Below are 21,345 nucleotides of genomic sequence, written 5' to 3'. Positions count from 1 at the left end.
CGTGACCGAGCCACTCGTCAAGAACACGGCGCACACCGCCGATGTGATCGTCGTCGGGGCAGGCCCGGCCGGCTCCACGACCGCGTACTACCTCGCCAAGGCGGGACTGGACGTGCTGCTGCTGGAGAAGACCGCGTTCCCGCGCGAGAAGGTCTGCGGCGACGGGCTGACCCCCCGCGCCACCAAGCAGCTGGTGTCGATGGGCATCGACATCTCCGAGGAGGCCGGCTGGCTGCGGAACAAGGGCCTGCGGATCATCGGCGGCGGGGTGCGCCTCCAGCTCGACTGGCCGGATCTCGCCTCCTACCCGGACTACGGACTCGTCCGCAAGCGGGACGACTTCGACGAGCAGCTGGCCCGGCAGGCGCAGAAGGCGGGCGCACGGCTGCACGAGCGGTGCAACGTCGGCGCCCCGATCATCGACGACCGCACCGGCCGGATCACCGGCGTCCACGCCAAGATGGGCGAGGAGAAGACCCCCGTCTCCTTCCACGCTCCGCTCGTCGTCGCCGCCGACGGCAACTCCTCCCGGATCTCCCTCGCGATGGGCCTGCACCGGCGCGAGGACCGGCCGATGGGCGTGGCCGTGCGGACGTACTTCACCTCTCCCCGCCACGACGACGACTACCTGGAGTCCTGGCTGGAGCTGTGGGACCGGCGCGGACCGGGCGAGGACCGCCTGCTGCCCGGCTACGGCTGGATCTTCGGCATGGGCGACGGCACCTCGAACGTCGGCCTCGGCGTGCTCAACACATCGGCCTCCTTCAAGGAGCTCGACTGGCGCGAGGTGCTGAAGGCCTGGTGCGCCTCGATGCCCGAGGACTGGGGGTACACCGAGGAGAACATGACGATGCCGATCCGCGGCGCCGCGCTCCCGATGGCCTTCAACCGGCAGCCGCACTACACCCGCGGCCTGCTGCTGGTCGGCGACGCGGGCGGCCTGGTGAACCCCTTCAACGGCGAGGGCATCGCCTACGCCATGGAGTCCGGGCAGATCGCCGCCGACGTCATCGTCCAGGCGCACGCCCGCGCGACCGACGCCCAGCGCGAACTCGCCCTGCACCGCTACCCGAAGGTCCTCAAGGACACCTACGGCGGCTACTACACGCTCGGCCGCGCCTTCGTGAAGCTCATCGGCAACCCCAAGGTCATGAAGATCGCGACGCAGCGCGGTCTGACCCACCCGCTGCTGATGAAGTTCACGCTGAAGATGCTCGCCAACCTCACCGACCCCTCGGGCGGCGACGCGATGGACCGCATCATCAACGGTCTCTCGAAGGTGGCCCCGAAGGCCTGAACGCCCGCCGGTAGTCGGTCGGGGAGACCCCGACCGACCGGGTGAAGTGGCGGCGCAGATTGGCCGCCGAGCCCAGACCGCTCTGCTCGCTGATCCGGTCGACGGGCAGCCCCGTCGACTCCAGCAGGCTCTGGGCGCGCGCGATGCGCTGGTCCAGCAGCCACTGGAGCGGCGTCGTGCCGGTGGCCTCCTGGAGGCGGCGGTAGAAGGTGCGCGGGCTCATCCGGGCCTGGCGCGCCAGGTCCTGGACGGTCAGCGGCTCGTCCAGGTGGCGCGTCGCCCACTGGAGCACGGGGCCGAGGCTGTCGTCGTCGCCCGCGGGTACCGGCTGCTCGATGAACTGGGCCTGGCCGCCCGTGCGGTGGGCCGGGACCACCAGCCGGCGGGCGAGCTGGCCCGCGACGTGCGCGCCGAGGTCGCGGCGGACCAGGTGCAGGCACAGGTCGAGCGCGGCGGTCGCGCCCGCGCTGGTGAGCACCGATCCGTCGTCGGTGTAGAGCACCGAGTCGTCGACGATCACCTTCGGGTGGCGGGCGGCCAGTTCGCGGGTGTGCTGCCAGTGGGCCGTGGCGCGGCGGCCGTCCAGCAGCCCGGCCGCGGCGAGCGCGAACGCGCCCGTGCACAGCGAGACCATCCGGGCCCCCGAGGCGGCGGCCTCCCGCAGCGCCTCGACGAGTTCGCCGGGCGGCTCCTGGCCCTCCTCGACGACGGCGTCCGGCACGGACGGCACGATCACGGTGTCCGCGCCGACGAGGCCGTCGAGGCCGTGGTCCGCGCGCAGCGAGAAGCCGGCGCCGCCCGAGTCCCCGCCGGCGCCGCACAGCCGCAGCTCGTACCAGGGGTCGGCGAGGTCGGGGTGCGGGATGCCGAACACCGTGCAGGCGATGGAGAGTTCGTACAGCTCCCACAGGGAGATGCCCGCGTCCTGGACGACGGCTACGGCGACGGTTCCCGGGCTGCTGCTCATGCGGGAAGCGTAGGCGAAAGCCCTGGCACGAATGGTTCGGATGGAGGCAGTCCTGCCACTGTCGACGGCTCGCGGGCGCTGCGAGTGTGGATCTCGTACCGAGAAAACCACGCGAACGAGGAGAGAGCGCACATGAGCCGCGAAAAGGTCACCGTCATCGGGCTCGGCCAGATGGGAACGGCCCTCGCCGGGGCCTTCCTGGCCGCCGGACACCCCACGACCGTGTGGAACCGCACGCCCGACAAGGCGAAGGCGCTGGTCGAGCGGGGCGCGGTGCGGGCCGGCACGGTGGCCGATGCGGTCGCCGCGAGCGAGGTCGTGGTGGTCTGCGTCCTGGACTACGCCGCCGTGCACGAGCTCCTCGACCCCGTCGCCGACGCGCTCGCCGGCCGGGTCCTGGTCAATCTGACGTCCGGCTCCCCGGAGCAGGCCCGGGAGTCCGCCGGCTGGGCCGCCGGGCACGGCGCCCGGTACCTCGACGGCGGGATCATGTCGACGCCGCCCGGCATCGGGAACCCGGCGATCATGCTCCTGTACAGCGGCTCGCCGCAGACGCTCGCGGAGCACCGGGAGACGCTGTCCGCGCTGGGCGAGCCCATCGACCTGGGCGAGGACGCGGGGGTGGCCTCGCTGTACGACACCGGGCTGCTGGGCCTGATGTGGTCGGTGTTCGGCGGCTGGCTGCACGCGACGGCGCTGGTCGGCGCGGACGGGGTGGGGGCGAAGGAGTTCACCGCGATCGCCGTCCGCTGGCTGACGGGGGTGGCCGGCTTCATGGACCTCTACGCGGGGCAGATCGACGACGGCAGCTACCCGGGGGACGACGCCACGATCGACGTACAGCTGGTGGCGGTCGAGCACCTGCTGCACGCGGGCCGGGACCGGGGGATCGACGGACGGCTGCCGGAGCTGCACCGCGAACTGATGGCCAAGGCGGCCGCGGCGGGCCACGGCGGCGACAGCTACGCCCGCCTGATCGAGTCGTTCCGCAAGGCGTGAGGCGTGGGGCGTGGGGCGTGGGGTTCTGCGGGCTGAGGTCTGCGGCCTGGCGCGGCTGACCCTTCGGCGTGCAGCGTGCGCCTGAGGCCCGCGGTCTGAGGCTTGCGGCCTGCATGGCGAGTCCTGCCGCCTGGCTTGGCTGGCCCCTGAGGGCTCAGACCTCATCGCCGGGTGCCTGGTGCCCGCACCTGAGGGCCCGACCCCGTACGCGGACGCACAGAACGCCCACACGCACACAAGGGCCGCGGCTACCTCCCCGAGCGGGGGAGCCGCGGCCCTTTCAGGCGTGTGAGACGGTCAGATCACAGGACGCGGACCGCGCCCGTCGCCGGGTAGCCCGACAGGTCCTGGATCACGACGCCCTTGCCGGGGTTGGCGGCGTCGAGGTACTTGCCGTCGCCGATGTAGACACCGGTGTGGTACGCGGAGCCCGCACCGCCCCAGTACAGGATGTCGCCGACCTGGAGGTTGGACGTGCCCACCTGGGTGCCCGCGAGGGACTGGTCCTGGGAGACGCGCGGGAGGTCGACGCCGACCTCGCGGAAGGCGGCCTGGACCAGGCTGGAGCAGTCCCAGGCGTTGGGGCCGGTGGCGCCCATGATGTACGCGTCGCCGAGCTGCGCCTTGAGGAAGGCGACGACGGTCGCCGCGGAGCCGCTCGCCGGGGCGGAGCTGGAGGCGCTCGCGGACGCGGAGAGGCTGGTGCGCTCGGCGGTGCGGGACGAGCGCTCCTGGGCGGCCTCGGCGCGCTCCTTCGCCTCGGCCTTCTCCTTGGCCTCGGCCTTGCGGTCCGCCTCGGCCTTGGCCTTCTTGGCGGCCTTCGCGGCCTTGTCGGCCGCGGCGTTCTCCTGGGCCTGCAGCTCGAGGTCGAGCGCGACCTGCTGCGTGGACTGGGCGGACTGGGCGACGGCCGCGGACAGGCCCGCGGACGTCAGGGTGGGCATCTCGATGGTCTCGGTCACCGGCTCGGCGTTCGCCGGCCCGGCAGCACCGGCCACCGCGAGGGTGCCGAGGAAGCCACCGGCAACTCCGGCGCGGATCGCGATCTTCGAAGCGCTGCGGCGGGGTTTCCGGTGGCTGGGTATGTGAGCGGTGTGGGACATGAGAACTACGGCTATCAGTCCCCCGGGTTCCCTTCAAGAAACGTGTGTTGCGCCACAGTTGTGGCCGGAATCCCCGAATCCGCTCTGTGGGCAGCCTTATTGACGCCGTAACGGGCAAAACGGGCGCCCATGATCACAGCTGTGATCATTGGCTTTCCATAAAAGGTCCGAATTGCCTGGCGCTTACCACCCCTTCACACCGATGGCCAAGCCCGCTTTTAGTGCAACGGAACGGGAGTGGTGCAGGTCACAGAATGGTCTACGCCGACCCGCTCGGGAGCTCGTGAACGAGTGCACGCGTCCACTTCGAACTCCGTCGCCCCCTCGGTCGAGTGACGAGCCGTCCTTTATCACCCGTTGCGGTCCATCGCCAATTTGCCTGTATGCGCCATCCCTTGATAGGGGAGCACGCCTGCGACCAGCGGTAACACCCTTGAATGTCACGTCTCGTGATCGCTCGGGCGCTTCACGCATGAAGATCACCGCTCATCCGACTTCATGATCCTTCGCCTGGTGGTGAAGATCACAAAGACGTTGGCGCACCCCGTGTCGCAGATCACAGACCGGCAGGCATAGGATGCGGGGCAGTCGGGCTTGTGAACTGCCTCACATGTGCACGATCTTCGAGGCGGCGAGGCGGTTGCCCGGTGCGGTCCAACGGTCAAGGACGACTGGAAGGAGCGGGGAGGGTGAATGCTTACGCGCCCATCCTTGTGCTCGGCGCCCTCGGGGCAGGGTTTGCGATCTTCTCCGTGGTCATGGCCACGCTTATCGGCCCAAAGCGGTATAACCGCGCGAAACTGGAAGCGTACGAGTGCGGCATCGAGCCGACGCCCACACCGGCCGGAGGCGGCCGCTTTCCCATCAAGTACTACCTGACGGCGATGCTCTTCATCGTCTTCGACATCGAGATCGTCTTCCTCTACCCCTGGGCGGTCACCTTCGACGCCCTGGGGCTTTTCGGGCTCGTGGAGATGCTGCTCTTCGTGCTCACCGTCTTCGTCGCCTATGCGTATGTATGGCGGCGAGGCGGCCTGGAATGGGACTGAGGGGCTGAGGGGCCACCAATGGGACTCGAAGAGAAGCTGCCGAGCGGTTTTCTGCTCACCACCGTCGAACAGGCCTCGGGCTGGGTGCGCAAGTCATCCGTCTTCCCCGCGACCTTCGGCCTCGCCTGCTGCGCCATCGAGATGATGACGACCGGCGCCGGCCGCTACGACCTGGCGCGCTTCGGCATGGAGGTCTTCCGCGGCTCGCCGCGCCAGGCCGACCTGATGATCGTGGCCGGCCGGGTCAGCCAGAAGATGGCGCCCGTGCTGCGGCAGGTCTACGACCAGATGCCCAACCCCAAGTGGGTCATCTCCATGGGCGTCTGCGCGTCGTCGGGCGGAATGTTCAACAATTACGCGATCGTCCAGGGCGTCGACCACATCGTCCCCGTCGACATCTATCTGCCGGGCTGTCCGCCCCGCCCGGAGATGCTGATGGACGCCATCCTCAAGCTCCACCAGAAGATCCAGAGCTCCAAGCTCGGCGTGAACGCGCAGGAGGCGGCCCGCGAGGCGGAGGACGCGGCCCTCAAGGCGCTCCCCCTCATCGAGATGAAGGGGCTGCTCCGATGACCGAGAGCAACGGCGCGAGCGCCAACGGCAACGAGGTGCCCGCCCCCCGCGACGAGAGCGGCGACGTGATCGGCGTCCGCAGGGGCATGTTCGGCGCCGCGAACGGCGGGGACACCAGCGGCTACGGCGGGCTCGTCAGAACGGTGACACTGCCCGGCGCCTCCCACCGCCCCTACGGCGGCTACTTCGACGAGGTCGCCGACGAGCTCGAGGGCGCGCTGGAGGAGCAGGGGCTCGTCCCCGAGAACGCCGTCGAGAAGACGGTCGTCGACCGCGGCGAGCTCACCTTCCACATCGCGCGCGAGCACCTGCTCCAGGTGGCGCGCACCCTGCGGGACGACCCCGCGCTGCGCTTCGAGCTCTGCACCGGCGTCAGCGGCGTCCACTACCTCCAGGACAAGGGCCGCGAGCTGCACGCCGTCTACCACCTGCGCTCGCTCACCCACGGCCGGCTGATCCGCCTCGAGGTCTCCGCCCCCGACGCCGATCCGCACATCCCGTCGCTCGTCTCGGTCTATCCGACGAACGACTGGCACGAGCGCGAGACGTACGACTTCTTCGGGCTCGTCTTCGACGGCCACCCCGCCCTCACCCGGATCATGATGCCGGACGACTGGCAGGGCTTCCCGCAGCGCAAGGACTATCCGCTCGGCGGCATCGCCGTCGAGTACAAGGGCGCCCAGATCCCGGCTCCGGACCAGCGGAGGTCGTACTCGTGAGCACTTCGCCTTCATCGCCCCACGAGACCACCGAGGGGACCGTCTACACGGTCACCGGCGGCGACTGGGACGAGATCGTCCAGTCCGCGGCCCGCGCCGACGACGAGCGGATCGTCGTCAACATGGGTCCGCAGCACCCCTCCACCCATGGGGTGCTCCGGCTGATCCTCGAGATCGACGGCGAGACCGTCACCGAGGCCCGCTGCGGCATCGGCTACCTGCACACCGGCATCGAGAAGAACCTCGAGTTCCGGACCTGGACGCAGGGCACGACCTTCGTGACGCGCATGGACTACCTCACCTCGTTCTACAACGAGACGGCGTACTGCCTGGGCGTGGAGAAGCTGCTCGGCGTCACCGACGACATCCCGGACCGGGCGACGGCCATCCGCGTCCTGCTGATGGAGCTGAACCGGCTCTCCTCCCACCTGGTGTGCATCGCCACCGGCGGCATGGAGCTCGGCGCCACCACGATCATGATCTACGGGTTCCGGGACCGCGAGATGATCCTGGACCTCTACGAGCTGATCACCGGCCTGCGCATGAACCACGCGTTCATCCGGCCCGGCGGACTCGCCCAGGACCTGCCGCCCGGCGCGGTCGACGCCGTGCGCGAGTTCGTGAAGACCATGAAGAAGAACCTGCCGGAGTACGACAAGCTCGCCACCGGCAACCCCATCTTCAAGGCCCGTATGCAGGACATCGGCTACCTCGACCTGACCGGCTGCATGGCCCTCGGCGCCACCGGGCCGATCCTGCGCTCCGCGGGCCTGGCCCACGACCTGCGCAAGACCGACCCGTACTGCGGATACGAGACCTACGACTTCGAGGTCCCCACCGCCGACTCCTGCGACGCGTACGGCCGCTTCCTCGTCCGCCTGGAGGAGATGCGGCAGTCGCTGCGGATCGTCGAGCAGTGCCTGGACCGGCTGGAGCCGGGGCCGGTCATGGTCGCCGACAAGAAGATCGCCTGGCCCGCGCAGCTCGCGCTCGGCCCGGACGGGCTCGGCAACTCCCTCGACCACATCAAGAAGATCATGGGCACCTCCATGGAGGCCCTGATCCACCACTTCAAGCTGGTGACCGAGGGCTTCAGGGTCCCCGCCGGACAGGCGTACGCGGCCGTCGAGTCGCCCAAGGGCGAGCTGGGCGTCCACGTCGTCTCCGACGGCGGCACCCGCCCCTACCGGGTCCACTTCCGCGATCCGTCCTTCACCAACCTGCAGGCCATGGCGGCGATGTGCGAGGGCGGCCAGGTCGCCGACGTCATCGTCGCCGTCGCGTCCATCGACCCCGTGATGGGAGGCGTCGACCGATGACGGACGTATCTCTGGGGATGCCGCAGCTCCCCGCCCCCGACTTCCCGGCCGACGTGCGCGCCAGGCTCGAGGCGGACGCCAAGGAGGTGATCGCCCGCTACCCCGACAGCCGGTCCGCCCTGCTGCCGCTGCTGCACCTGGTGCAGTCCGAGGAAGGGCACGTCACCCGTACCGGCGTCCGGTTCTGCGCCGAGGTGCTGGAGCTGACCACCGCCGAGGTCACCGCCGTGTCCACCTTCTACTCGATGTACCGGCGCAGGCCCTCGGGCGACTACCAGGTCGGCGTCTGCACCAACACGCTCTGCGCGGTCATGGGCGGCGACGCGATCTTCGAGGAGCTCAAGGAGCACCTCGGCGTCGGCAACAACGAGACGACCGACGACGGCAAGGTCACCCTCGAGCACATCGAGTGCAACGCGGCCTGCGACTTCGCGCCCGTGGTGATGGTCAACTGGGAGTTCTTCGACAACCAGACTCCCGCCAGCGCCAAGCAGATGGTCGACGACCTGCGCGCGGGCCGGGAGGTCTCGCCCACCCGCGGCGCGCCCCTGTGCACGTTCAAGGAGACCGCGCGGATCCTGGCCGGCTTCCCCGACGAGCGCCCCGGCGCGGTCGAGGCCACCGGCGGCGCGGGCCCCGCCTCGCTGATCGGACTGAGGCTCGCCAAGGGCGAGACGACCGCGGCCCGGATCGTCTCCCCGCGCGGCGAGGCCCGGCAGGACAGGGCGCAGCCCGGCGCCCAGCACCTCAGCTCGCACGACGCGCCGCAGAACACGTCGGACTCCGACCCGAACCACCCGTCCGGCCCGGTCACCGAGGAGGGGGAGTGATGACGTTGTCCACCGAGTATGGGGGTCCCTCCCGGCCGGAGGCCGGAGGAGACACGAGTCCCGAGAAGCTGCTCGCACCCGTCCTGTCCGCGTTCTGGGACGACGACGAGTCCTGGACGCTGGAGACCTACCGGCGCCACGAGGGGTACCAGGGCCTGCGCAAGGCGCTGGCCATGTCGCCCGACGACCTCATCGCGTACGTCAAGGACTCCGGTCTGCGCGGCCGCGGCGGCGCGGGCTTCCCCACCGGGATGAAGTGGCAGTTCATCCCGCAGGGCGACGGAAAGCCGCACTACCTGGTCGTCAACGCCGACGAGTCGGAGCCCGGGACCTGCAAGGACATCCCGCTCCTGTTCGCCAACCCGCACTCCCTGATCGAGGGGATCGTGATCGCCTGCTACGCGATCCGCTCCAGCCATGCCTTCGTCTATCTGCGCGGCGAGGTCGTGCCCGTGCTGCGCAGGCTGCACGAGGCCGTGCGCGAGGCGTACGAAGCGGGCTACCTCGGCAAGGACGTCCTCGGCAGCGGACTCGACCTCGAGCTCACCGTGCACGCGGGCGCGGGCGCGTACATCTGCGGCGAGGAGACGGCGCTGCTGGACTCCCTCGAGGGCCGCCGCGGCCAGCCCCGGCTGCGACCCCCCTTCCCCGCGGTCGCCGGTCTGTACGCGTGCCCCACTGTGGTGAACAACGTGGAGTCCATCGCGTCGGTTCCCGCGATCCTCAACCGGGGCAAGGACTGGTTCAAGTCGATGGGCAGCGAGAAGTCCCCCGGCTTCACGCTCTACTCCCTCAGCGGCCATGTCGCAGGACCCGGACAGTACGAGGCCCCGCTCGGCATCACGCTCCGCCAGCTGCTCGACATGAGCGGCGGCATGCGCGCCGGACACCGCCTCAAGTTCTGGACCCCGGGCGGCTCCTCGACCCCGATGTTCACCGAGGAGCACCTCGACGTCCCGCTGGACTACGAGGGCGTGGGCGCGGCCGGCTCGATGCTCGGCACCAAGGCGCTCCAGTGCTTCGACGAGACCACCTGCGTGGTGCGGGCCGTGACGCGGTGGACCGAGTTCTACGCCCACGAGTCCTGCGGCAAGTGCACGCCCTGCCGCGAGGGCACGTACTGGCTCGTCCAGCTCCTTCGCGACATCGAGGCAGGCAAGGGCGTCATGGCCGACCTCGACAAGCTCGCGGACATCGCCGACAACATCAACGGCAAGTCGTTCTGCGCGCTCGGCGACGGCGCGGCGAGCCCGATCTTCTCCTCGCTGAAGTACTTCCGCGAGGAGTACGAGCAGCACATCACGGGCAACGGCTGCCCCTTCGACCCGGCCAAGTCGACTCTCTGGGCCGACCAGCACGCGGAGGTGCGGGCATGACCGTCACGACGTCCAACGCCGCCGGCTCCGGCACTCCGGCGGTGCCGCCCGAGGACCTCGTCACCCTGACCATCGACGGCGTCGAGATCTCCGTGCCCAAGGGCACCCTGGTCATCCGCGCCGCCGAGCTGCTCGGCATCGAGATCCCGCGCTTCTGCGACCACCCGCTGCTCGACCCGGCCGGCGCCTGCCGCCAGTGCATCGTCGAGGTCGAGGGCCAGCGCAAGCCGATGGCCTCCTGCACGATCACCTGCACCGACGGGATGGTCGTCAAGTCGCAGCTGACCTCGCCGGTCGCCGAGAAGGCGCAGCGCGGCGTGATGGAGCTGCTGCTGATCAACCACCCGCTGGACTGCCCGGTCTGCGACAAGGGCGGCGAGTGCCCGCTGCAGAACCAGGCGATGCAGGTGGGCGACACGGACTCCCGCTTCGAGGGCAGGAAGCGGACGTACGAGAAGCCGGTGCCGATCTCCACACAGGTGCTGCTCGACCGCGAGCGGTGCGTGCTGTGCGCCCGCTGCACCCGCTTCTCCAACCAGGTCGCGGGCGACCCGATGATCGAGCTGATCGAGCGGGGCGCGCTCCAGCAGGTCGGCACCGGCGAGGGCGACCCCTTCGAGTCGTACTTCTCCGGGAACACCATCCAGATCTGCCCGGTGGGAGCGCTGACCTCGGCGGCGTACCGGTTCCGCTCCCGCCCCTTCGACCTGGTGTCCTCGCCGAGCGTGTGCGAGCACTGCGCGGGCGGCTGCGCGACCCGCACGGACCACCGGCGCGGCAAGGTCATGCGGCGCCTCGCGGCGGACGACCCCGAGGTCAACGAGGAGTGGATGTGCGACAAGGGACGCTTCGCGTTCCGGTACGCGCAGAAGCCCGACCGGCTGACCACTCCGCTGGTGCGCAACGAGGCGGGCGCCCTGGAGCCGGCGAGCTGGCCGGAGGCGCTGGAGGCGGCGGCCCGCGGGCTGGGCGCGGCGCGCGGCCGGGCGGGCGTCCTGGCAGGCGGCCGGCTGACGGTCGAGGACGCGTACGCGTACGCCAAGTTCGCCCGGGTCGCCCTCGACACCAACGACGTCGACTTCCGGGCCAGGGCGCACTCCGCCGAGGAGGCCGACTTCCTGGCCGCCCGCGTCGCAGGGCGCGGACGGGACCTGGACGGCGCCGGCGTCACCTATGGATCGCTGGAGAAGGCCCCGGCGGTGCTGCTCGCCGGGTTCGAGTCCGAGGAGGAGGCCCCCGGCGTCTTCCTGCGGCTGCGCAAGGCCCACCGCAAGCACGGACAGCGCACCTTCGCGCTGGCCTCGTACGCCACCCGCGGCCTGGAGAAGGCGGGCGGCACGCTGCTGCCCGCCGCCCCCGGCACCGAGACCGAGTGGCTGGACGCGCTGGCGTCCGGCGCCGGACTGGACGGGGACGGCGAGCGAGCGGCGGCGGCGCTGCGCACCGAGGGCGCGGTGATCGTGGTCGGCGAGCGGCTCGCGGGCGTGCCCGGCGGGCTCACCGCGGCCGTGTGCACCGCGGCGGCCACCGGGGCGGACCTGGTGTGGATCCCGCGGCGGGCCGGCGAGCGCGGCGCGGTCGAGGCGGGCGCGATCTGCTCGCTGCTGCCCGGCGGCCGTCCCGCCACCGACCCGCGGGCCCGCGAGGAGACCGCGGCGGCCTGGCGGGTGCGCGAGCTTCCGCACCGCTATGGACGCGACACCGGCCAGATCGTCGAGGCCGCGGCCACCGGCGAGCTCGGCGCGCTGCTGGTGGCCGGCGTCGAGGTCGCGGACCTGCCCGACCCGGCCCGCGCGCGCCAGGCGCTCGACGACGTCGGGTTCCTGGTCTCGCTGGAGCTGCGGCCGAGCGAGGTCACCGAGCGCGCGGACGTGGTCTTCCCGGTCGCGGCCGTCGCGGAGAAACCCGGCACGTTCCTCAACTGGGAGGGCAGGGCCAGGCCGTTCGAGGCCGCGCTCAAGCCCGAGCAGATGACACGGCGCCTGGCGCCGGCCGACGCGCGGGTGCTGCACATGCTGGCGGACGCCATGGACGTCGCGTTCGGGCTGCCGGATCTGAAGTCGGTGCGGACCGAGATGGACCGGCTCGGCGGCTGGGACGGGACGCGGGCGAGCGAGCCCGCGGAGTCCGCGCAGCCGCTGCCCCGCCCGGGCGAGGGCGAGGCGGTCCTGGCGGGCCACCGGCTCCTGCTCGATCAGGGCCTGCTCCAGCAGGGCGACGAGGCCCTGGCCGGCACCCGCCACGCGGCGACGGCCCGGCTCTCGGCGGCGACGGCGGCCGAGAGCGGCGTGAAGGACGGCGACCTGCTGAAGGTCACCGGCCCCGCGGGCGCGGTCGAACTGCCGCTCCAGGTCAGCGAGATGCCCGACCGGGTGGTGTGGCTGCCTATGAACTCGACGGGCGGCGGCGTCGCCGCGGACACGGGCGCGCTCCCGGGCCGGCTGGTCCGCATCGGCCCGGCGCGCCCGCAGACCCAGGCGCCGGAGGTGCGGTCATGACGGGCGCGGTCGTGCAGGGCGCGGCGGCCGGGCCGGGTCGCCTCGCCGCCGGGGCCCGCCGCCGGCCGTACGCCGACGCCGCCCATGCCTGTCCGCCGGCCGAGGGCGGAATCGTCGACCCCGGACCGGAGGTGCGCGCATGATCGCCGTTGCTCATGTCGGCGACGTCCCAGGGAGCGTCCTCGCTCTCGAGGACCTGTCGATGTTCGGACGCGACCCCTGGTGGCTCGTCGCCATCAAGGCCGTCTTCTGCTTCGCCTTCCTGATGATCACCGTGCTGTTCTCCATCGTGTGGGAGCGCAAGGTCGTCGCCTGGATGCAGCTGCGCATCGGCCCCAACCGGCACGGCCCCTGGGGCATGCTCCAGTCGCTGGCCGACGGCATCAAGCTGATGCTGAAGGAAGACGTGATCGTCAAGCGCGCGGACAAGGTGGTCTACGTCCTCGCGCCGATCGTCGCCGCCATCCCGGCCTTCATGGCGATCGCCGTGATCCCCTTCGGCCCGGCCGGCAACGAGATCTCGATCTTCGGCCAGCGCACCACGATGCAGCTCACCGACCTGCCGATCGCGATGCTCTACGTCCTCGCGGTCGCCTCGGTCGGCATCTACGGCATCGTCCTGGCGGGCTGGTCGTCCGGCTCCACGTACCCCCTGCTCGGCGGGCTCCGCTCCTGCGCGCAGATGATCTCGTACGAGATCGCGATGGGCGCGGCCTTCGCCTCCGTCTTCCTCTACTCCGGGTCGATGTCGACCTCGGCGATCGTGGAGGCGCAGGCGGACCGGTGGTACATCGTGCTGCTGCCGGTCTCGTTCATCATCTACGTCGTCACGATGATCGGCGAGACCAACCGCGCCCCCTTCGACATGCCCGAGTCCGAGGGCGACTTGGTCGGCGGCTTCAACACCGAGTACAGCTCGATCAAGTTCGCGATGTTCATGCTGGCCGAGTACGTCAACATGGTCACCGTCTCCGCGGTCTCGGTCACCCTCTTCCTCGGCGGCTGGCGCGCCCCGTACCCGGTCTCCACTCTCTGGGAGGGCGCGAACCACGGCTGGTGGCCGATGCTCTGGTTCGTCCTCAAGGTCCAGCTGCTGCTCTTCTTCTTCATCTGGCTGCGCGGCACGCTGCCCCGGGTCCGCTACGACCAGCTGATGAAGCTCGGCTGGAAGGTCCTGATCCCGGTGTCGGTCGTCTGGCTGATGCTGGTGGCGACCGTCCGCGCGCTGCGCAACGAGAACTACGACTTCCAGCAGATCGTGCTCTACGTCGGCGGCGCCGTCATCGCGGTGCTGCTGCTCTCCTTCGTCGCCGACGTCTTCCGCGGCAAGAAGGAGAAGGAGGCGGAGGCGGCCAAGCCGAAGCCGCCCGCGTTCGACCCGATGGCCGGCGGATTCCCCGTGCCGCCGCTGCCGGGACAGGAGTTGCCGCCGGTGCCCCGCAGGCGGCCGCGCCGTGACCGCGAGCTGATTGTCAGTGGCGGCCCCAATACTGACAGTGACGGACCCAGCGACGGAAAGGAGGCTGACGGTGTCTGAGGAATCAGAGGGCTCGTTCCAGAACCCGGTCGCCGGCTTCGGCGTGACCTTCAAGGCCATGTTCAAGAAGCGGCTGACCGAGCAGTACCCGGAGCAGCAGAAGGTCACCGCGCCGCGCTTCCACGGCCGGCACCAGCTCAACCGCCATCCGGACGGACTCGAGAAGTGCGTCGGCTGCGAGCTGTGCGCCTGGGCCTGTCCGGCGGACGCCATCTATGTGGAGGGCGCGGACAACACCGAGGAGGAGCGCTACTCCCCAGGCGAGCGCTACGGCCGGGTCTACCAGATCAACTACGCCCGCTGCATTCTGTGCGGGCTGTGCATCGAGGCCTGCCCGACGCGGGCGCTGACCATGACCAATGAGTTCGAGCTGGCCGACAGCTCCCGCGAGAGCCTCATCTACACCAAGGAGCAGCTCCTCGCCGGACTCGACGAGGGCATGGTCGACTCCCCGCACGTGATCTACCCCGGCATGGACGAGCAGGACTACTACCGGGGCCTGGTCACCGAGGCCGCCCCCGGCACCGTCCAGCAGCCCGCCGCCTCCAAGGGGGAGAAGGGCGAGGAGGTGGACGCATGAGCGCGCTCGCGGCTTCGGCCACCTCCACCGGGGAGGCTGTGCAGTTCTGGGTGCTGGGGACCGTCGCCGTGATCGGCGCGCTCTGCACGATCCTGATGAGGCGGGCCGTGCACAGCGCGCTCTGCCTCGCCGGGACCATGATCGTCCTGGCGGTCTTCTACCTCGCCAACGGCGCGTACTTCCTGGGCGTCGTCCAGATCATCGTCTACACCGGCGCGATCATGATGCTGTTCCTCTTCGTCGTCATGCTGGTCGGCGTCACCGCGGCCGACTCGCTCAAGGAGACGCTGAAGGGCCAGCGCTGGCTGGCGGCGGCCTGCGGGCTCGGCTTCGGCGTTCTGCTGATCGCCGGCATCGGCCACGCCTCGCTGGAGACCTTCAACGGCCTGGGCGCCGCCAACACCGCCCGCGGCGGCAACGTCGAGGGGCTCGCCCAGCTCATCTTCACCAAGTACGTCTTCGCCTTCGAGATCACCGGCGCGCTGCTGATCACGGCGGCCGTCGGCGCGATGGTGCTCACCCACCGGGAGCGCACCGAGCGCGCCAAGACCCAGCGGGAGCTGGCCGAGCAGCGGGTGCGCGAGGGCAAGCACCTGCCGCCGCTGCCCGCCCCCGGCGTCTACGCCCGGCACAACGCCGTGGACATCGCCGGCCTGCTGCCCGACGGCACGGCGTCCGAGCTCACCGTCAGCAAGACGCTGCGCGAGCGCGGCCAGATCCGCGACGTCTCCCGCGAGGCGATGAACGATCTGAAGGCCCTTGAGCGGCGCTCCGAGGAACGGCTCGGACGGGACCGGGACGAAGAGGAGGCCACACGGTGAATCCGGTCAACTACCTCTATCTGGCCGCCCTGCTGTTCACCATCGGCGCGGCCGGAGTTCTGATCCGTCGGAACGCGATCGTGGTCTTCATGTGCGTCGAGCTGATGCTCAACGCCTGCAACCTCGCGTTCGTCGCCTTCTCCCGGCTGCACGGCAACCTCGACGGCCAGGTCATCGCGTTCTTCACGATGGTCGTCGCCGCCGCGGAGGTCGTGGTCGGGCTGGCGATCATCGTGTCGCTGTTCCGTTCCCGCCACTCGGCCTCGGTCGACGACGCCAGCCTGATGAAGCTGTAAAGGGGTCGCTGGACCGTGACTAACACAGAGAACCTGATCGCGCTGCTCATCGCGGCGCCTCTGCTCGGAGCGGCCCTCCTGCTGTGCGGAGGGCGGCGCCTCGACCGCAGCGGCCATCTGATCGCCACCGTGCTCGCGGGCGCCTCCTTCGTCCTCGGCGCGGTGCTCTTCGTCGACATGCTCGGCAAGAGCGCCGACGACCGCACGCTGCACCAGCGGCTGTTCAGCTGGATTCCCGTCGAGGGCTTCCAGGCGGACGTCGCCTTCCAGCTCGACCAGCTGTCGATGACGTTCGTCCTGCTCATCTCCGGCGTCGGCACGCTGATCCACGTCTACTCCATCGGCTACATGGAGCACGACGAGCGCCGCCGCCGCTTCTTCGGCTATCTGAACCTGTTCCTGGCGGCCATGCTGCTGCTGGTCCTCGCCGACAACTACCTTCTGCTGTACGTCGGCTGGGAGGGCGTCGGCCTCGCCTCCTACCTGCTCATCGGCTTCTGGCAGCACAAGCCCAGCGCGGCGACCGCGGCCAAGAAGGCCTTCCTGGTCAACCGGGTCGGCGACATGGGCCTGTCGATCGCCATCATGCTGATGTTCACCACCTTCGGGACCTTCGCCTTCGGCCCGGTGCTGGGGTCCACCTCCGAGACGAGCGAGGGCATGCTGACGGCCATCGGGCTGATGCTGCTCCTCGCCGCGTGCGGCAAGTCCGCCCAGGTGCCGCTGCAGTCCTGGCTCGGGGACGCGATGGAGGGCCCGACTCCGGTCTCGGCCCTGATCCACGCCGCGACCATGGTCACCGCGGGCGTGTATCTGATCACCCGCTCCGGCGCGATCTTCAACGCCGCGCCCGACGCGCAGCTCGCGGTCGTGGTGGTCGGCGCGGTCACGCTCCTGTTCGGTGCGATCGTCGGTTGCGCGAAGGACGACATCAAGAAGGCGCTGGCCGGCTCGACCATGTCGCAGATCGGCTACATGATCCTGGCGGCCGGGCTCGGCCCGATCGGATACGCCTTCGCGATCATGCACCTGGTGACCCACGGCTTCTTCAAGGCCGGGCTCTTCCTCGGCGCGGGCTCCGTGATGCACGGCATGAACGACGAGGTCGACATGCGCAAGTACGGCGGTCTGCGCAAGTACATGCCGATCACCTACGTCACCTTCGGCCTCGGCTATCTCGCGATCATCGGGATGCCGCCGTTCTCCGGGTTCTTCTCCAAGGACAAGATCATCGAGGCGGCGTTCGCCCAGGAGGGCGCGCGGGCCTGGATCTTCGGCGGGATCGCGCTGCTGGGCGCGGGCATCACCGCGTTCTACATGACCCGCGTGATGCTGCTGACCTTCTTCGGCGACAAGCGCTGGCAGCCCGACGCGGACGGCGAGGCGCCCCATCCGCACGAGTCCCCGAGGTCCATGACGATCCCCATGATCTTCCTGGCCTTCGGATCGGTCTTCGCGGGAGCGTTCTTCAGCATCGGCGACCGGTTCGTCAACTGGCTCGCGCCGGTCACCGAGTTCGAGCACCCGCACCCGGTGATCAGCGTGCCGACGATCACCGCCGCCACCATGGCGATGCTGCTGATCGGCGTCGCCGTCGCCTATCTCCAGTACGGACGCCGGCCGGTGCCCGTCACGGCGCCGCGCGGCTCGCTGCTCACCCGGGCCGCCCGCCGCGATCTCCTCCAGGACGACTTCAACCACGTGGTCCTGGTCCGCGGCGGCGAGCACCTCACCCGCTCGCTGGTCTACGTCGACCACACCCTGGTCGACGGCGTGGTCAACGGCACGGCCGCCGGCTTCGGCGGGCTCTCCGGCCGGCTGCGCAAACTGCAGAACGGCTACGCCCGCTCGTACGCGGTCTCGATGTTCGGCGGTACGGCGATCCTGATCGCCGCGACCCTGCTGATGAGGGCGGTCTGACATGTCCTTCCCCCTTCTGACGGCCACGGCGGCCCTCCCGGCGATCGGCGCGATCGCCACCGCCGCCGTCCCCGCCGCGAGGAGGACCGCCGCCAAATGGCTGGCGCTGCTCTTCTCGCTCGCCACCCTCGTGCTGGCCGTGACCGTGCTCGTCCGCTTCGAGCCCGGCGGCGACCGGTACCAGCTCACCGAGTCGCACGCCTGGATCAAGGACTTCGGCGTCCGGTACGAACTGGGCGTGGACGGCATCGGGGTGGCGCTCATCGCGCTGACCGCGCTGCTGATCCCGTTCGTGATCGCGGCCGGCTGGAACGACGCCGACCCCCAGGAGACCGGCAGCAAGCGCTGGCGGCCGACGCAGGGCTTCTTCGCCCTGATCCTGATGGTCGAGGCGATGGTGATCCTCTCCTTCGAGGCCACCGACGTCTTCCTCTTCTACATCCTGTTCGAAGCCATGCTCATCCCGATGTACTTCCTCATCGGCGGCTTCGGCGACCGCGCCCACGAGCACGGCGAGGAGGCGGCCGCCACCCAGCGGTCGTACGCGGCCGTGAAGTTCCTGCTCTACAACCTGGTCGGCGGCCTGATCATGCTGGCCGCGGTCATCGGGCTCTATGTGGTCGCCGGGAGCTTCTCGCTCACCGAGATCGCCGAGGCCCGGGCGAGCGGGCAGCTGGAGATGGCCACCAACACCGAACGGCTGCTCTTCCTCGGCTTCTTCTTCGCCTTCGCGGTGAAGGCGCCGCTGTGGCCGCTGCACACCTGGCTGCCGAACGCGATGGGAGAGGCCACCGCCCCGGTCGCCGTGCTGATCACCGCGGTCGTCGACAAGGTCGGCACCTTCGCGATGCTCCGCTACTGCCTCCAGCTCTTCCCCGAGGCCAGCCAGTGGGCGACGCCGGTCGTCCTCGTGCTGGCGCTGATCAGCATCGTCTACGGCGCACTGCTCGCGGTCGGCCAGCGGGACATCAAGCGGCTGGTGGCGTACGCCTCGATCTCGCACTTCGGCTTCATCATCATGGGCATCTTCGCGATGACGAGCCAGGGCCAGTCGGGCGCGACGCTCTACATGGTCAACCACGGGATCTCGACCGCAGCCCTGATGCTGGTGGCCGGGTTCCTGATCTCGCGGCGCGGCTCGCGGCTCATCGCGGACTACGGCGGGGTGCAGAAGGTGGCCCCGGTCCTCGCGGGCACCTTCCTCATCGGCGGTCTGGCCACGCTCTCGCTGCCGGGGCTCGCGCCCTTCGTGAGCGAGTTCCTGGTCCTGGTCGGCACGTTCGCGCGCTATCCGGCGGTCGGGATCATCGCGACCTTCGGCATCGTGCTCGCCGCGCTCTACACCCTCGTCCTCTACCAGCGGACGATGACCGGCCCGGTCAAGGCCGAGGTGCAGGGCATGCCGGACCTCAAGGTCCGTGAGCTGGCGGTGGTGGCGCCGCTGATCGCGCTGCTGCTCTTCCTCGGCGTCTACCCCAAGCCGCTGACGGAGATCGTCAATCCGGCCGTGGAGCACACCATGTCCGACGTACACAAGACGGACCCCAAGCCCGAGGTGGAGGCGGCGAAGTGAGCGCTACAGCTGTCCACAGCCTGTGGACGACGGCCGCGACGGCCGCCGCCGACCCGATCGACAAGATCCCGGCGCCCCAGATCGAGTACGCCCAGCTGGCGCCGGCGCTGATCGTCGTCGGCGCGGCCATCGTCGGCGTGCTCGTCGAGGCGTTCGTGCCCCGCAGGGCCCGCTACCACGCGCAGGTGTTCCTGACGGTCGTGGCGCTCGCCGCGGCCTTCGCCGCGGTCGTCGGGCTCGCCGCCGGCGGGTACGGCACGACCAAGGCGCATATCGCGGCGATGGGCGCCATCGCGGTCGACGGCCCCGCGCTGTTCCTCCAGGGCACCATCCTGCTGGCCTCGATGGTCGCCGTCTTCACCTTCGCCGAGCGCCGGCTCGACCCCGCGGCGCACGGCAGCCGCATCGACTCGTTCGCCGCGCAGGCCGCGTCCGTGCCCGGCAGCGACAGCGAGAAAGCCGCGGTCAAGGCCGGGTTCACCACCACCGAGGTCTTCCCGCTGGCGCTCTTCGCGATCACCGGCATGCTGGTCTTCCCGGCCGCCAACGATCTGCTGACGCTCTTCGTGGCGCTGGAGGTCTTCTCCCTCCCGCTCTACCTCCTGTGCGCGCTGGCCCGCCGCAAGCGGCTCATGTCGCAGGAGGCCGCGGTGAAGTACTTCCTGCTGGGCGCGTTCTCCTCGGCGTTCCTGCTCTTCGGGATCGCCCTGATGTACGGCTACGCGGGCTCGATGTCGTACGCCCGGATCGCCGACGTCGTCGACGGCAGCGTCCGCACGATCGACCCGGCGCTCGCCGACACCATGGGGAACGACGCGCTGCTGCTGATCGGCGGCGCGATGATCCTGACCGGGCTGCTCTTCAAGGTAGGCGCGGTGCCGTTCCACATGTGGACGCCGGACGTCTACCAGGGCGCGCCGACCCCGATCACCGGCTTCATGGCGGCGGCGACGAAGGTCGCGGCGTTCGGCGCGCTGCTGCGGCTGCTGTACGTGGTGCTGCCCGGGCTCGCCTGGGACTGGCGGCCGGTCATGTGGGCCGTCGCCATCGTCACGATGCTGGGCGGCGCGATCGTCGCGATCACCCAGACCGACATCAAGAGGCTCCTGGCGTACTCCTCGATCGCGCACGCCGGCTTCATCCTCGCCGGCGTCATCGCCACCACGCCCGAGGGCGTCTCGTCCGTGCTCTTCTACCTGGGCGCGTACTCCTTCGTGACGATCGGCGCGTTCGCGGTGGTCACCCTGGTGCGGGACGCGGGCGGCGAGGCGACGCACCTGTCCAAGTGGGCGGGGCTCGGGCGGCGTTCGCCGCTGGTGGCGGCGGTGTTCGCGGTGTTCCTGCTGGCGTTCGCCGGCATTCCGCTGACCTCGGGCTTCTCCGGGAAGTTCGCGGTCTTCAAGGCCGCGGCGGAGGGCGGCGCGGGAGTGCTGGTCGTGGTCGGCGTGATCTCGTCGGCCATCGCCGCGTTCTTCTACATCCGGGTGATCGTGCTGATGTTCTTCAGCGAGCCGAAGGCGGACGGCCCGACGGTCGCGGTGCCCTCGCCGCTGACGATGACGACGATCGCGGTGGGAGTGGCGGTGACGCTCGTGCTGGGCGTGGCGCCGCAGTACTTCCTGGATCTGGCCGGCCAGGCGAGCGTGTTCGCGCGCTGAGCGGCCCTGCGGCAACCTCAATCGCCGGACGGGCTTGTTCTTCCGCTTCGCGGCGGGGGCCCGAGCCTCGTTGGCGGGGCGCTGCTCCCGGGCCCGGTACGGCCTTCGGCCGTGTCCTCAATCGCCGGACGGGGGGGGGGGGGACCCCCGGGCCGGCGGGGGGTGCCCACCGCCACGCGCCCGGGGGGGTGGGGGGCCCCCGCCCCCCGGGGGGGGGGGGGGGCCGTGGC

The 21,345-nt window shown here is 70.4% G+C and carries 19 protein-coding genes; 17 read left to right on the top strand and 2 right to left on the bottom strand.

The genetic code is table 11. The features are described from left to right. Position 1: 1 nt before the first annotated feature. Complete coding sequence (locus AB0M39_RS33765) at positions 2–1,297, top strand: geranylgeranyl reductase family protein (RefSeq protein ID WP_365370572.1); 1,296 nt, start codon at positions 2–4, stop codon at positions 1,295–1,297. On the opposite strand, the gene AB0M39_RS33760 is transcribed toward AB0M39_RS33765, so the two are convergent. After that, complete coding sequence (locus AB0M39_RS33760; protein WP_365370570.1) at positions 1,263–2,264, bottom strand: helix-turn-helix domain-containing protein; 1,002 nt, start codon at positions 2,262–2,264, stop codon at positions 1,263–1,265. The two genes, AB0M39_RS33765 and AB0M39_RS33760, sit on opposite strands and share 35 nt — an antisense overlap. Positions 2,265–2,354: 90 nt before the next feature. Here AB0M39_RS33760 and AB0M39_RS33755 point away from each other — a divergent pair, with 90 nt between their 5' ends. Then, positions 2,355–3,263 carry an NAD(P)-binding domain-containing protein gene (locus AB0M39_RS33755; RefSeq protein ID WP_365370593.1) on the top strand — a complete coding sequence of 303 codons (909 nt, stop codon included), beginning with the start codon at positions 2,355–2,357 and terminating at the stop codon, positions 3,261–3,263. A gap of 302 nt (positions 3,264–3,565) precedes the next feature. Here the strand turns inward: AB0M39_RS33755 and AB0M39_RS33750 are convergent, their stop codons facing one another. Then, entirely contained in the window at positions 3,566–4,366 is an 801-nt protein-coding gene (locus AB0M39_RS33750; RefSeq protein ID WP_365370568.1) for a C40 family peptidase, read from the bottom strand. 689 nt (positions 4,367–5,055) lie between these two features. Here AB0M39_RS33750 and AB0M39_RS33745 point away from each other — a divergent pair. Genes AB0M39_RS33745 through nuoN form a run of 15 tightly spaced genes read left to right on the top strand, consistent with a single transcriptional unit; the run spans position 5,056 to position 21,115 of the window. Beyond that, positions 5,056–5,415, top strand: a complete 360-nt coding sequence (locus AB0M39_RS33745; protein WP_030494815.1) for an NADH-quinone oxidoreductase subunit A — start codon at positions 5,056–5,058, stop codon at positions 5,413–5,415. Between the two features lie 18 nt (positions 5,416–5,433). Beyond that, positions 5,434–5,988, top strand: coding sequence for an NADH-quinone oxidoreductase subunit B family protein (locus AB0M39_RS33740; RefSeq protein WP_365370566.1), 555 nt, complete (start codon positions 5,434–5,436; stop codon positions 5,986–5,988). Further along, positions 5,985–6,707, top strand: a complete 723-nt coding sequence (locus AB0M39_RS33735; RefSeq protein WP_365370564.1) for an NADH-quinone oxidoreductase subunit C — start codon at positions 5,985–5,987, stop codon at positions 6,705–6,707. Before AB0M39_RS33740 ends, AB0M39_RS33735 begins: the two co-directional genes overlap by 4 nt. Then, complete coding sequence (locus AB0M39_RS33730; RefSeq protein ID WP_365370562.1) at positions 6,704–8,026, top strand: NADH-quinone oxidoreductase subunit D; 1,323 nt, start codon at positions 6,704–6,706, stop codon at positions 8,024–8,026. The genes AB0M39_RS33735 and AB0M39_RS33730 overlap by 4 nt, the downstream gene beginning before the upstream one ends. Continuing rightward, entirely contained in the window at positions 8,023–8,856 is an 834-nt protein-coding gene (nuoE, locus tag AB0M39_RS33725; RefSeq protein WP_365370560.1) for an NADH-quinone oxidoreductase subunit NuoE, read from the top strand. The genes AB0M39_RS33730 and nuoE overlap by 4 nt, the downstream gene beginning before the upstream one ends. Continuing rightward, on the top strand, positions 8,856–10,232 hold the full coding sequence (gene nuoF, locus AB0M39_RS33720) for an NADH-quinone oxidoreductase subunit NuoF (RefSeq protein ID WP_365370558.1): 1,377 nt from the start codon (positions 8,856–8,858) through the stop codon (positions 10,230–10,232). Before nuoE ends, nuoF begins: the two co-directional genes overlap by 1 nt. Continuing rightward, on the top strand, positions 10,229–12,730 hold the full coding sequence (locus tag AB0M39_RS33715; protein ID WP_365370556.1) for an NADH-quinone oxidoreductase subunit G: 2,502 nt from the start codon (positions 10,229–10,231) through the stop codon (positions 12,728–12,730). Before nuoF ends, AB0M39_RS33715 begins: the two co-directional genes overlap by 4 nt. Then, positions 12,727–12,873: a hypothetical protein gene (locus AB0M39_RS33710; RefSeq protein ID WP_365370554.1), complete on the top strand. Its 147-nt coding sequence runs from the start codon at positions 12,727–12,729 to the stop codon at positions 12,871–12,873. The genes AB0M39_RS33715 and AB0M39_RS33710 overlap by 4 nt, the downstream gene beginning before the upstream one ends. Further along, entirely contained in the window at positions 12,870–14,267 is a 1,398-nt protein-coding gene (gene nuoH / locus AB0M39_RS33705; protein WP_365370552.1) for an NADH-quinone oxidoreductase subunit NuoH, read from the top strand. Before AB0M39_RS33710 ends, nuoH begins: the two co-directional genes overlap by 4 nt. Further along, complete coding sequence (nuoI, locus tag AB0M39_RS33700; RefSeq protein WP_365370550.1) at positions 14,260–14,847, top strand: NADH-quinone oxidoreductase subunit NuoI; 588 nt, start codon at positions 14,260–14,262, stop codon at positions 14,845–14,847. Before nuoH ends, nuoI begins: the two co-directional genes overlap by 8 nt. Further along, positions 14,844–15,668: an NADH-quinone oxidoreductase subunit J gene (locus AB0M39_RS33695; RefSeq protein WP_365370548.1), complete on the top strand. Its 825-nt coding sequence runs from the start codon at positions 14,844–14,846 to the stop codon at positions 15,666–15,668. Before nuoI ends, AB0M39_RS33695 begins: the two co-directional genes overlap by 4 nt. Continuing rightward, positions 15,665–15,964 (top strand): NADH-quinone oxidoreductase subunit NuoK, encoded by a 300-nt coding sequence (nuoK, locus tag AB0M39_RS33690; protein WP_365370546.1) that lies wholly within the window; start codon positions 15,665–15,667, stop codon positions 15,962–15,964. Before AB0M39_RS33695 ends, nuoK begins: the two co-directional genes overlap by 4 nt. A 15-nt stretch (positions 15,965–15,979) precedes the next feature. Then, a complete protein-coding gene (nuoL, locus tag AB0M39_RS33685) occupies positions 15,980–17,884 on the top strand; it encodes an NADH-quinone oxidoreductase subunit L (RefSeq protein WP_365370544.1) in 1,905 nt (634 codons plus the stop codon). A gap of 1 nt (position 17,885) precedes the next feature. After that, on the top strand, positions 17,886–19,457 hold the full coding sequence (locus tag AB0M39_RS33680) for an NADH-quinone oxidoreductase subunit M (protein ID WP_365370542.1): 1,572 nt from the start codon (positions 17,886–17,888) through the stop codon (positions 19,455–19,457). Then, positions 19,454–21,115, top strand: a complete 1,662-nt coding sequence (gene nuoN, locus AB0M39_RS33675) for an NADH-quinone oxidoreductase subunit NuoN (RefSeq protein ID WP_365370540.1) — start codon at positions 19,454–19,456, stop codon at positions 21,113–21,115. Before AB0M39_RS33680 ends, nuoN begins: the two co-directional genes overlap by 4 nt. Positions 21,116–21,345: the final 230 nt, after the last annotated feature.

Source organism: Streptomyces sp. NPDC051907 (assembly GCF_040681075.1).
GTDB lineage: Bacteria > Actinomycetota > Actinomycetes > Streptomycetales > Streptomycetaceae > Streptomyces.
Note: the sequence above shows the minus strand (reverse complement) of the source record. Positions and strands in the feature narration are given on the sequence as shown.